The sequence below is a fragment of the Halorussus marinus genome (assembly GCF_004765795.1).
In the GTDB taxonomy this organism is placed as follows: Archaea; Halobacteriota; Halobacteria; order Halobacteriales; family Haladaptataceae; genus Halorussus; species Halorussus marinus.
The window spans coordinates 13,968-25,028 of the sequence record NZ_SBIV01000013.1; the positions used below are offsets into that span (position 1 = coordinate 13,968).

Here is an 11,061-nt window from a genome sequence, read left to right on the forward strand (position 1 = left end):
ATGCAAGGCACTACCGATCCCGACGAGAAGCCTGCAGACCTCCTCGACGGCGTGCAGATCGCGGAAACCGAGACCGGCGATCGATACCGCATCCACGTCGGTGACGACGGTCTGCTCTCGCTCAGCCACATCACGCTCGACGGAGCGGACCCAGAGCAGGTGACGCCGGCTGAACTTGACCACGACCTCAAGTACGGCACCTACTACGTGCCTGAGTACTCGCCGGCGGGCGACGTCCACGAGGCCGTCGAGATGCTCGCCGGCCAGGACAACAGCGTCACGCCGGGAGGTGTCGTCGATGACTGAGAGCACCGAGGAGTTCCGCGAGGAGCTCCAACGGGTCATCCGCCGGCACGACCCGGATCCCGAGCAGCTCCGCGATGCGGCCGGCGACTTCGAGGAGATCGCCGATCGCTTCGAAGAAATCGGGGAGGTGCTCTAGCGATGACTCAGCCGATCGACGACATCCTCGAAGAGCTCGCTGACCAGTCCAGTCCCTGCCAGCGCGTCCGCCGCCACCACCTGGGCCGGACGGTCGCCGTACTCCCGAGCGACTTCCACCGCGCGCTCCGCGCCGACGACCGCGTGGTCGTCCGCCTCGTCACCGACGGCGACGTGATCGACTGCCGGACCCACCCGAGCGGCGACGGCGTGCTGTTCGCCGCCGACACGATCGACGCCGCGACCGCAACCCGAACTCGGTTCCTCACCGACCTCTCGGACGCAGACCAAGTCAAGCTCGTCCACGTCGACGACAGCCAGTTCGAGACCGAGCCCGACGAGACGGACGATCGCGAGATCCGGACCGACGGCGGGCAGCCCGCGGACAGTGCTGACCGCTGCGGGTACTGTGACACCGACGGATTGGTGTACGAACTCCAGAGCGACCGGGGGCAGGTGACGCGATGTATCGAGTGCCTCGCAATCGAACAGATCCAACAACAACTGTCGTTGCCGTTCGACGTGTGGGTTGACCGCGACGACATCGAACCGCCCGAGAACCCGGACGCGCCCGACTTCGAGCCGTTTGACCCGACCGAACACGACTACAAGACCGCTCGTGCGTGGGCGAGAATCCTCGCGCGGCTGAAAGATGACGACCCGATCATAAAACGCGACCCCGAGGCGGTCGGGACGGTCTTCGAGGACACGCGGGAGTTCCTCACCAACGTCATGGGGTCGGACGCGCACAAGCGACCGTCAGAACTCCGGTCTCAAAGCGGGGATACTGACCGCGAGGTACGCACCGACGGCGGTCAGGTCGAACGCCCCGAGCAGTGTCCGGACTGCGGCGCCGACATGCGCTGCACCCACGACCACCAGACCGACATCTCCGGTGGCGAAACCTGGACGTGTCCCGAGTGTGGCGCCGAGGAGATCGTCACGTTCGACGGCGGCACTACCTCCACGGGCCCGGACGGCGCCGCCCGGCTGCCGCGGTCGCTCACCCAGGCCGGCACGATCCGGTTCGAGACGAAGCGCGACTGGAACGCGATCCAGCCGCCGATCAAGCGCTCCAGCCTCGGCTACAAAGAGCCCGACGTGCTCGCGATCGAGCCCGTCGTCAACGCCGACCAGGATGATCCGATCGAGTGCGAGCACCACTGGCAGGACGACGACTTCCAGTACCACACCTGCAGCCGGCCCGCCGACGTCCGTGTTGTCCGCAACCGCGGTGTCCAGTACGACGAGAATCTCGATCCAGCCGGGCCGACCGGGATCTACAGCGACACCTACTGCCTGCAGTGTGTCCGGCAGGCGCTCCACGCGTGGGTCGACGACCAGGTCGACCGGATCGCGGAAGGCGTCACCGAGAAACGCGCTGCGAGCAGCGCCCGTGACGACGTCGACGGCAACGGAGGTGACTCTCAGTGAGCATCGCCCGAGCCGTTCGCGGCCTCTACCAGCGCCTCGCTAGCGACGACTCGCCGGACAGCACCATTCCCGCCTCGACCGAGCAAGTTCTGTTCCTGCTCAAAAACAAACGCCGACGACTCGTCGTCCAGGAGCTCGCCGAAACCGAGAGCCCGATCAGGCTCCGCAACCTCACCGCGCGCGTCACCGCCCGCCAGCACGACGGCGACTACTCGACCGACCAGCGGAAGGCCGTTTACTGCGCGCTCTACCAATCCCATCTCCCCAAGCTCGACGACGCCGGACTCGTCGACTTCAACTCGGAGCGCGGCACCGTCAGCTACACCCACGACGTGATCGCTGACATCGCCACCCTCCTCGCCCGGATCGAGAACGCCACCGCCGACCGCACGGGAGGTGACGACTGATGGGCGAGACGAAGTACGGCCACCTCCTCGAAGACCACGACTGGGACGACGACGAAGAGGACGACGTCGACGAAGAGCCCGAACCGCGTGCCCAGCTCCAGCACCAGACGGTCAAAGTCCTCTGGCGGACCGACCCCCGCGATCTCGAGTATCGCGCGCTCATCAGCCACGGCAGCCACGACTGGGAGCCGATCTGCACCCACGTCGACCGCGCCCACCGGATCGAGGGCTCGAACCAGTTCGACCCAATGGGCTCGCGCAGCTGGACTGAGATCCCGCGCCGGGTCCAGGAGCGCATCGTCGACGTCGTCGCTGGCGTTGACGCGGTCGAGGAGCTCGACCCCGAGCACGAGATCGGGTTCAGCCGCGACGGAGGTGACGGCGCTTGATGGCAGACGTGCGTCAGACGCTGCCGGAAACTAGGTGCGGTTTTAAGTGTAGTGACTACGACAGTCACAGCAAGAACGCACACAGCACGGTAAGTCCACTACACCAGTGGCTCACCATCTGTAGGAGCGGTAGTGGAACACCTTCTCCTACATTTCGAGTCGGCATAAGTTTACCGCCTAGAGATAGCTGCGGCGCTCTCCAGCGCTCTCACTCTCACAGGCGGGAACTCGGCCATCACGCCACCACCACTAAGACAGCCATGAGTCCGTACACCCTCTCGGCGCGGTTGCTCGCCCAGCTGGCGAGCCACTGCTCTCCCCTTAAAAAGCAATCTCTCATTTCTCGGAGAGATACAGACGCACAACCGGGGTGGATAGCGTGACGTACCAGATCGTCGGCTGTTCGAACTGCACGGGCTACTGGATCACGGAGAACCTCCGCGAGCAGGCCACCACCGAATGCCCTCTCTGTTTCCAGCAGCACGACACCGCGAAACTCAACGTCCGCTTCCAGCACGACAACTTCGAAACCGCGGCCGAAATCCGGTCGAAAATCGTCGCCCAACACGCCGGCGAACTCGACGCGCACGAGAACTGCGACGACTACGGCATCCAAGCCGACCGCGTCGACGAACTCCATCGCGACCGCGAGCGGCGGTTCGCGGACGAAGCCGAGCAGGCATTCAGCGAGTACGACGAGCTGCTCGCCGACGAGGTTGAGACGTCCTTCGAACGCTGGCGGGCCCAGCACGACTATCTCGAAGCCGAAGCCTGGGATGCGCTCTCCGACCAGCACACCCGGTTCGCGGACGAAGCCAAGGAGGCGTTCCGCGACCAGGATACTCGGCTCGGTGACCGTGTCGATCTCGACCGCGACTACAGTACGGTCGACCATGACGACCCGGAGACGCTCGGCACCACCGGCGGCCTCTCGTTCACCGAACAGGGACGGTTCGCCGACGCAACCACCACGCTCGAAGTACCCGTCTCGGAACTAGCGGCCACCATCGTCGACCAGCTCCGCGACACCCTCGTCGACGCGATCCGCGAGCTCGCCGACGGCCGGAGCGCGCTTGAACTGCAGGCGCTCCTCGACGACGCAGGCGTCACAGCCAGCCAGCACGATGCTGATCTGCTCGGACTTGCTGATCGCATCGCCCGCGGCAGCAAACAAGCCGCCCTCGACTTCTACGGGCAACTTGCCCAGACTGCTGGTCGAGCGACAACCGAGGACACTACCCTTGCACCACAGCTGCTCGCGCTCGTCGACACGACGCCGACCATCAAAGTTGATCTCACCAGCGCGTTCTGGGATCGGCGCCGCAGCCAGCGCGAAGACATCTGCGAGTACCTGGCTGCGCTCGCCCGCGGATGCGACGTCCGGATTATCGGCTCGCCGCTTGACCAGCACGACCTCTACGACGACCATCGTTCGGACCTCCCCGTTAGTCGCGACGACATCACACCCTCGCGGGAGAGCCGCGACGACCGCGTCGAAGCAGCGAAAGCCAGCCTCGACCGGGACGGTCGCGAGATCGCCATCCTGCGTGCGCTCGCCGGTGAGGATAGCCAGACGCTCCCCTACGGGACGCTGTACGCGCAGTACGCCGTCCAAAACTCGCGCGTCCGTCAGTGCATCAGTACACTCGCCGACCTCGGAGTCGTCGACACGTTCGGGCCGAACACCGACCGCCACGTCGAGCTCCTGCCCGCCGGCGAGGACTATCTCAACTGGCTCGACACCGAAACCGCACGACAGCGGACGCTTCAGGAGTCCGTTAGCGACCAGTTGCAATCGTCCGACGATAGCCGTGTAACCACGCGCACACACGAGGCCCCCTCCCCGGAGAGCCAACGGCGGCGGCTGCCCCACCTCCACACCCTGCAGCCGCTGGCCCGCTGGGACGCCACCGCAACTGCTGCCAGCACCCCCGAGAACGGCCTTGCAGTGGTTGACTACCCGCTCCAAGCACAGGCCGATCGCGGCAGTCCGCGGTGGCACTACGACTACCGCGACGATCGCCTGGTCGTGGGTGCTGAGTTCGACGGCCCGATGCAGTACTGGGTGTGTGTCGCCAGAGCGTTAGCCAGCTCGAAGACGTTCACGAACATCCTCAAAGACGGCGACCGGCTCGACGACACCGACGAGTTCGCGCACTTCCTCACCGAGAACAAGTACGTCCTCCGTGACTCGCGGTGCCTCGGCCACCTCCCCGACAAGGTGGAGGACGGCGGCGACTACGTCGACGAACTCGAGTCGGCCGAAGAGCACCTCTGTGAGCTGACCAAGCGGCTCCACGAGGGCGACTTCGACGGCAGCGAGGCTGAGTACCGGGGCGTGATCACCCGGGAAGCGCTCGGCCTCGCCGGGACGATGGTCCACCTTCTAGATCTCGTCGACGTGGAGGTCGTCCGGCAGGTCCGCCTCCCGAGTTCGAACGGCGGCCGGAACGACATTCTCACCGACGATCGCCGGGAGACGCTCGTGAAATCGCTCGCGACCGGCGTTGCGATCCAGTCGACGTACAACAACTCGTCGGTGTACCGCCAGCTGTTCGAGACACGGGAGGAGAAGCGGGACGCCGCGATCGTCCCGACGGTCGACTACGACGACCCCTTCGGCGAGTTGATCGGGTCAGTGTGCGTTGTCGGCGATCTCGGCAGCATGGAGGACGCGCTCGTCGAGGATCTCCGCCAGCGGCTCGGCAGTCCCGGCGAGATCCACGAGGATGCACCGGACATCCGAGTCCGTGTCCCAGTTCAGTCGACCGAGCAGCTCGGACGGATGGCGTTCGCGACCGCCGTCGAACGGCTGTGTACAGCGAAGAATCTCAAGCCGACCCGAGAGGCAGTGTCGGTCCTCAGGTTGTTCTCCGCGACGCCGTTCGACGCGGCCGCCGCAGTCTGCGGACTCTCAACTGAGGACCGCCGGCGCGACATCCGGCTCGACGAGGTCCGGACTGGGCTGGCTCGGGTCTCGGAGGCTCGCGTCATGCCGTGGCTGTCATCGGGGGTCCGCGATCTGGTCGCGGTGCTGCTCGAAGCCCGCGAACCGGTGTCGGTTGCGGAGCTCTGCGAGCGCGCCGATATCGCGACGTCGACGTGGCACCGGAACAAGGACGTCCTCGAGGTGCTGGACATCATCCGCGACACTACCGGGGGCGTTCGGCTAGCACTCCCGTTCAAGAACGCCGACGAGTACGACATCCGGCCGTGGTACACCCGCCGCGACGAGGATCGCGACGACTACCGGGAGGCCAGCCTCTCCGGTGTCATCCTCGACCTCCTAGATGAGCTTGCACCGCCTCGGGAGGTGATCGAACGCGTTAGTGAGGCGGTGCGAGACGACAGCGTGGAGCGGCTTCGAGACGAGTGGGCGGTGCTCGAGGGCTGGCTGGCTGTCCTCCAGGGCGTGACGGCCGACCACCGTCACACCGAGACAGGGGAAACAGAGGAACTGGTGGTGTTCGGTCGGCGGCCCGAGCAGGCGAGTCTCCAGGAGGCCTCGGCCCAGAGGGGTGTTGGTGCGTGACCGACTCCGACGAGGAGACGGTGTACGTGGTGTCTCGGAGTGGAAACGGCGGCCGGAACCACGTCCATACGGATCCGGACTGCCAGTACCTCGAGCGCGCGAAGAACGTGTTCGAGAAACCCCGGAGCGTGGTCGACATCGACCGGCTCTGTCAAGTCTGCTCGGGCGAGCACTCACCGGAGAACGAGGGCCCGAGCGGAGACCCGAACGAGACGCGGAAGCTGTTGTCGTCGACGGCGCCGGAGGAGATCGGGCTGTCGGCGATCGGCGAGCGAGACGGCCTGGGCGGTGATCAGGTGTGACGTCGTGCGACGAGTGTGGCGTTGGTTCGATGGGCGCGTATATCCGCGAGTACGAGGACGGCCGCGATCTCTGTGCGGGCTGCTGGCCGGCTGGCGAGTGCGAGCGCTGCGGGACCGAAACAACCGAGACCACGCTTTCAGGCGAGTACCGCTGTCGGCGGTGTCAGGAAACGATCCGTGGTCGGGATTCGACACGCCCTGCTGACCAGGCGGGCCTCGGGGAGTGGTCGTGATGACTGACGAGACTGTGTACGTGTCGCGGCGACGCTACACGAACCGAAGCGTCTACCACACCGACAAAGACTGTCCGCAGCTCCAGTGTTCGGAGAGCGTTCGCGCGGTCTCCCGGCGCGTCCTCCATATGGATATGCGCGAATGCCAGTACTGCGCGGACGTTCAACCGACACCTGGCGGGAGTGGGAGCGGGCACTACCAGAGTCTCATTCAGGCGGCCGACGAGGACGGTGGTCAGGCGTGACCCAGCACCTACGCGGCCGGACTCGGACGTGCCCGCACTGCGGCCGGGAGATCTCCCGCTACCCACTGACGAACTACCCGATGCACGTCTCGATGCAGTGTCCGGAGCGTCCCGACCGCGAGCAGGCCGGCCTCGAGAGGTGGTCCGCATGAACTATCGATCCCCGGAGGAAGACGAGGAGATTCCGCACATCGACCGAGCAGTTGACCAGCTCGGGTTCGACCCGCGGCGGTTCTTCGACGAGCCGCTGCTCGCCGGCGACGACACGGCGATGGATCCGGTTGAGCGGATGCGTGGCATCATCCGCGGCCTCGACGACAAGCAGTCCGTCGCCAGCCTGCTGTCGGTCGAGAAGACCCTCGAGCGTGGGCCCCGTGACGAGGTCATCGAGATGCTGCAGGACCGGATGGCGTTCCTCCGCGAGCACGGAGAGCGCCCCGACAACCTGCGGACCGAGTGGCCCCACGAACTCCCCGAGCGCTACCAGCCCCACGATCGCGACCGCCGGCAGGCCGACGTCTACTGGGTTGACGAAGACGAGGGCGAGCGGCGGCCGTGGTCACAGCGCCCGACGAGTCCGACGGTCGGCCGGTCGTTCGACGATGTCCAAACCGAGGTTGCGACCGACGGAGGTGACTCGCGGTGAACATCCTGGCTCAGGATCACGAGCTCCTCGAGGCGGTCCGCATGCTCTACGCGGCGGGCGAGACCGATCTCGCAGCTGGCGGCGTACACCCTGAGTCGATCGGCGAAGAGCTCGGCATTGACATGAAGACGGCGACCCATCGTTGCCGGGAGCTAGCCGACGAAGGCCGACTCGTTCGCCAGGATGGGTTGAATCCGGAGACGCTGCAGTCTCGGATCAGCTACGCGCCCGTCGACAAAGACGAGTCGAACACTGAACGGCCCCAGCGGAGTGGAGCTACATGACCGAGCAGAACGCGTGGGGTGGGCCGACCGACGAGGCGATCGTCGACGCAGTCCGTGACCGCTGCCGGGAGGGTCGGACAGACTTGCTCGAGGGCGGCGTGCCAAGCGAGGTGCTCGCGGACGAGTTCGGGATGGACCAGCACGCGATGCAGGATCGTCTCCAGACGCTGGTCCAGACTGGCCGTCTGGTCCGCGTTCGTGGAGCGGCCCCCGATACGTATCGTCCCCGGCCGAGCTATCGACCACCAGATGAGCCGGTTGATTCCGATGGGGGTTCCGAACGATTATGACGGTAGAACTACGAGAACAAACCGAGAACACGCCCCGGTCCAATCTGCACACTATCCACGTCACTGCGGAGGGGTACAGCAGATTTGAATTTCCCGATAGAATCGGGAATCGCATGATTCTCACTATGAGACACTCAAATTACCCATCCGATTGGCAGAAGCGACGAGCAAGGGTATTCAAACGAGACGGCTACGAGTGCCAGAACTGCGAGTATCAAGCACCCACAGACTCTAATTCTCCATCGGGACTTCACGCCCACCACCAAACGAAGATCAGCGAGGGTGGAGGTCACGGGGTCGACAATCTAATCACGCTCTGTCAGGAGTGTCATATCGAGGTTCATTCGAACAGAGGCGTCGATGAGGTCCCACCGCCTGAACTCCATGAGTGTACGTACGACGGCTGCGATGAAGTCCGCGGCAAATGGGCGCTTCAGAATGGAGGCTACTGCACTGCACAGTGTGAGTACCGAGATAAAGCAGAAGCTGTCCTTGACGCTCTCCAAACTGAGGAGACCTTCTGTTCAAGTTGTTTCGCAAACTGGCCACCTGACCACGAGGTCTGCCCCCAGTGCGGGAACTGGGCTCCAGACGAGGATGCAGCGTTCCAGGATGGTGATTTTGACATCCACAATCTTGTTGCACACGTCATCTGGCAAGTCGACTTCCTCGACTTAGAGCGAGACTGACGAATACCCGAGTCCGCTCTCCGACAACTCTCCGCCAGTACGAAAGACGCCCTACGGTCCAATACAGTGACAATGTCAACCGAAACACAGAGCCCCACGACTGTCGAGTGTAAGCATCCAGAGTGCTCCGAGATTGGGAACCATTGGGAGTTCCGACACGGTAGCTACTGTAGTACGGACTGCGAGCTCCGACACGAGGGCCGCCAAGTACTCCGGAAGCTCATGTACGACCACTGCCGGTGCTTCACCTGCTTCCGCGAGCTGAAGACCGTCAACCCGCCGAAGCCCGACTTCGAGTTCACCGAGGACGGTCACGGCTGGACGCTCGACGAGAACGGCGACCCGACGCTCCAGTACTACAGTCAGGAGGTAACGCGGAGCGCAGCCACCGGCTTCCAGTTCCTCACCGAGAACGCCGGCAAAGGCGAGAAGCAACGTGGCGACACGGTGATCACGGGCACGATCTGCTCGAAGTGCGGGAACACCGACCACGCTCATCACGATCCCGTGCTCGCCGGCCGCCAAGCGATCGGCCGGCTCGCCGCCCTGCTCGACGGTGACGACGACGTCGTGTTCGACGCCGAAGTCCTGCACCGAGTCTACCAGCGTCGCGACGATCTCCTCCTCGCGGTCGGCCTCGCGCTCCACGACTAACCCCACAGCCATGTCCACCGACACGTCTGCTCCCAGCCAGATAGCGGAGACCGTGCCCCGAGACCCGAGCGCGTTCCGGCCGAGCAAACACTTCGCATCAAAGGTCAAAGACCTCGGCACCGACCGGAACCGCCACCTCGACGGCGAGATCATCAACGGCTGCATCGAGCACGGCAGCCGCCGGAAAGTCGACTCGGGAGTCTACCACTTGCGGGAGACGTTCGGCGGGGCGACCTACCGGCTCGTCGTCGACGTCGACGACCGCGAGGTCGTCACGGGCTACCCGATCTCGATCAACACTGACGCCGCAAAGCGGTCCGGCCGCTGGTCGACCGACCAGATCGAAGATATCCGGCACTTCATCAAGACGGATCCGCGACCCGACCGCGACTACTCGGACTCCTGATGACGTGGAGGCCCGAACTCCAGATGCCTCTGGCCGCGGCGCGTCCCGCGTCTCGGTCTCCATCGAGGGCAACTGTACTTTCCATACCGAAGACCATGCCCAGCCAGCGCCAGCCCCCGATCGAGCTTGCCGTCGGCGCACCACTCCAGGTCCGCCACCGGAACGGTGAGACGATCGTCGGCATCCGCACCCGTGACGGCTGGCGGGAATTGAAACGGTTCTGATACACACTCGAGTCACCTGACAGCATCCACCTATGAGCACGAAGAGTCCGGACACCCCCGTCTGGTTCTGCCCGCGGGAAGTCACCGAACACAACCAGCAACTCGCACGCATCGCACACATGGACATCCGCAAGCTCAAGGCCCTCAAGGCCCTCGTCGTCAGCCTCGCCATCCTCGTCACCGCTCTCGTCGGCATCGAATCCGGGGGTGATCCGACGACCATCTCCTGGCTGGGCTTGGCAGGCCTACTTCTCGTCAACGGCATCGAGGTCGGCGAACTGCTCGCCGTCCTCGCCGCCGCCCGCGAAGAAACCACCGACGGAGATTCCGAATCATGACCATCGACCAACTCCTCAAGCTCGCCAACAGCCAGCTCGTCCAAGCGCTCGTCGCACTCATCATCGGCGGCGCCGGCACCGTCCATCGCTACCAGAAGACCGGCCGGATCCCGCTCTCGACACTCCCCTGGCGAGCCCTCCGACGCACGCTCTACGCCGTCCGCCGGCGCTGGTTCACTGTCGAACGGCCCAGCGGCGACCCCACGATCGTCGACGAAAGCCTCGACGACGTCCGCGACGCGCTCGCCGCAGCCTCCTACAACCCCGGCTGGCCCCTCTCGTATCACTACTATGGAGAAGATCTAAACGCACGTCGTTACTTCAGAGATCCGACACGGCCACATCCGCACCGCCAGATCCACATCCGCGGGTTCGAGACCGCCGACGGCGTCGAACTCATCGCCCACGAGGAGCCCGCGCCCGAGCACCACCCGCGCGCGCACCTGAAGGAGGTCGACATGCACGACTCAACCCAGTGGCTCGCCGACGTCTGGGACGCGAAGAACCTCGACCCCCGCGGCTTCGAGCGGATCACCCCGGAGTGACC

Annotated in this window: 16 protein-coding genes; all 16 read left to right on the plus strand. The window is 64.9% G+C overall.

Annotation, left to right across the window (positions count from 1 at the left end):
* Positions 1-306 (plus strand): hypothetical protein, encoded by a 306-nt coding sequence (locus tag EPY72_RS17980; RefSeq protein ID WP_135807333.1) that lies wholly within the window; start codon positions 1-3, stop codon positions 304-306.
* A complete protein-coding gene (locus tag EPY72_RS19595; RefSeq protein ID WP_168216070.1) occupies positions 299-442 on the plus strand; it encodes a hypothetical protein in 144 nt (47 codons plus the stop codon). The genes EPY72_RS17980 and EPY72_RS19595 overlap by 8 nt, the downstream gene beginning before the upstream one ends.
* A 2-nt stretch (positions 443-444) precedes the next feature.
* Complete coding sequence (locus tag EPY72_RS17985) at positions 445-1,875, plus strand: hypothetical protein (RefSeq protein WP_135807334.1); 1,431 nt, start codon at positions 445-447, stop codon at positions 1,873-1,875.
* A complete protein-coding gene (locus EPY72_RS20205) occupies positions 1,872-2,282 on the plus strand; it encodes a DUF7344 domain-containing protein (protein ID WP_135807335.1) in 411 nt (136 codons plus the stop codon). Before EPY72_RS17985 ends, EPY72_RS20205 begins: the two co-directional genes overlap by 4 nt.
* A complete protein-coding gene (locus EPY72_RS17995) occupies positions 2,282-2,671 on the plus strand; it encodes a hypothetical protein (protein ID WP_135807336.1) in 390 nt (129 codons plus the stop codon). The genes EPY72_RS20205 and EPY72_RS17995 overlap by 1 nt, the downstream gene beginning before the upstream one ends.
* Positions 2,672-3,050: 379 nt before the next feature.
* Positions 3,051-6,203, plus strand: coding sequence for a DUF5817 domain-containing protein (locus EPY72_RS18000; protein WP_135807337.1), 3,153 nt, complete (start codon positions 3,051-3,053; stop codon positions 6,201-6,203).
* Positions 6,200-6,505, plus strand: coding sequence for a hypothetical protein (locus EPY72_RS18005; RefSeq protein ID WP_135807338.1), 306 nt, complete (start codon positions 6,200-6,202; stop codon positions 6,503-6,505). Before EPY72_RS18000 ends, EPY72_RS18005 begins: the two co-directional genes overlap by 4 nt.
* Positions 6,506-6,737: 232 nt before the next feature.
* Entirely contained in the window at positions 6,738-6,983 is a 246-nt protein-coding gene (locus EPY72_RS18010) for a hypothetical protein (RefSeq protein WP_135807339.1), read from the plus strand.
* A 148-nt stretch (positions 6,984-7,131) separates the two neighbouring features.
* A complete protein-coding gene (locus EPY72_RS18015; protein WP_135807340.1) occupies positions 7,132-7,629 on the plus strand; it encodes a hypothetical protein in 498 nt (165 codons plus the stop codon).
* Positions 7,626-7,913: a hypothetical protein gene (locus tag EPY72_RS18020; RefSeq protein WP_135807341.1), complete on the plus strand. Its 288-nt coding sequence runs from the start codon at positions 7,626-7,628 to the stop codon at positions 7,911-7,913. Before EPY72_RS18015 ends, EPY72_RS18020 begins: the two co-directional genes overlap by 4 nt.
* A complete protein-coding gene (locus EPY72_RS18025) occupies positions 7,910-8,203 on the plus strand; it encodes a polysaccharide deacetylase family protein (protein ID WP_135807342.1) in 294 nt (97 codons plus the stop codon). Before EPY72_RS18020 ends, EPY72_RS18025 begins: the two co-directional genes overlap by 4 nt.
* A 113-nt stretch (positions 8,204-8,316) precedes the next feature.
* A complete protein-coding gene (locus EPY72_RS18030; protein ID WP_168216071.1) occupies positions 8,317-8,892 on the plus strand; it encodes an HNH endonuclease in 576 nt (191 codons plus the stop codon).
* A 72-nt stretch (positions 8,893-8,964) separates the two neighbouring features.
* Complete coding sequence (locus EPY72_RS18035; protein WP_135807344.1) at positions 8,965-9,546, plus strand: hypothetical protein; 582 nt, start codon at positions 8,965-8,967, stop codon at positions 9,544-9,546.
* A gap of 10 nt (positions 9,547-9,556) precedes the next feature.
* Entirely contained in the window at positions 9,557-9,952 is a 396-nt protein-coding gene (locus EPY72_RS18040) for a hypothetical protein (protein WP_135807345.1), read from the plus strand.
* 256 nt (positions 9,953-10,208) lie between these two features.
* A complete protein-coding gene (locus tag EPY72_RS18045) occupies positions 10,209-10,514 on the plus strand; it encodes a hypothetical protein (RefSeq protein ID WP_135807346.1) in 306 nt (101 codons plus the stop codon).
* On the plus strand, positions 10,511-11,059 hold the full coding sequence (locus EPY72_RS18050) for a hypothetical protein (RefSeq protein ID WP_135807347.1): 549 nt from the start codon (positions 10,511-10,513) through the stop codon (positions 11,057-11,059). The genes EPY72_RS18045 and EPY72_RS18050 overlap by 4 nt, the downstream gene beginning before the upstream one ends.
* Positions 11,060-11,061: the final 2 nt, after the last annotated feature.

What these genes read in the sequence shown, in the direction of transcription:
- EPY72_RS17980 (WP_135807333.1), top strand. Translation starts at nt 1, where the DNA reads ATGCAAGGCACTACCGATCCCGACGAGAAGCCTGCAGACCTCCTCGAC.
- EPY72_RS19595 (WP_168216070.1), top strand. Translation starts at nt 299, where the DNA reads ATGACTGAGAGCACCGAGGAGTTCCGCGAGGAGCTCCAACGGGTCATC.
- EPY72_RS17985 (WP_135807334.1), top strand. Translation starts at nt 445, where the DNA reads ATGACTCAGCCGATCGACGACATCCTCGAAGAGCTCGCTGACCAGTCC.
- EPY72_RS17995 (WP_135807336.1), top strand. Translation starts at nt 2,282, where the DNA reads ATGGGCGAGACGAAGTACGGCCACCTCCTCGAAGACCACGACTGGGAC.
- EPY72_RS18010 (WP_135807339.1), top strand. Translation starts at nt 6,738, where the DNA reads ATGACTGACGAGACTGTGTACGTGTCGCGGCGACGCTACACGAACCGA.
- EPY72_RS18015 (WP_135807340.1), top strand. Translation starts at nt 7,132, where the DNA reads ATGAACTATCGATCCCCGGAGGAAGACGAGGAGATTCCGCACATCGAC.
- EPY72_RS18025 (WP_135807342.1), top strand. Translation starts at nt 7,910, where the DNA reads ATGACCGAGCAGAACGCGTGGGGTGGGCCGACCGACGAGGCGATCGTC.
- EPY72_RS18030 (WP_168216071.1), top strand. Translation starts at nt 8,317, where the DNA reads ATGATTCTCACTATGAGACACTCAAATTACCCATCCGATTGGCAGAAG.
- EPY72_RS18035 (WP_135807344.1), top strand. Translation starts at nt 8,965, where the DNA reads ATGTCAACCGAAACACAGAGCCCCACGACTGTCGAGTGTAAGCATCCA.
- EPY72_RS18040 (WP_135807345.1), top strand. Translation starts at nt 9,557, where the DNA reads ATGTCCACCGACACGTCTGCTCCCAGCCAGATAGCGGAGACCGTGCCC.
- EPY72_RS18045 (WP_135807346.1), top strand. Translation starts at nt 10,209, where the DNA reads ATGAGCACGAAGAGTCCGGACACCCCCGTCTGGTTCTGCCCGCGGGAA.
- EPY72_RS18050 (WP_135807347.1), top strand. Translation starts at nt 10,511, where the DNA reads ATGACCATCGACCAACTCCTCAAGCTCGCCAACAGCCAGCTCGTCCAA.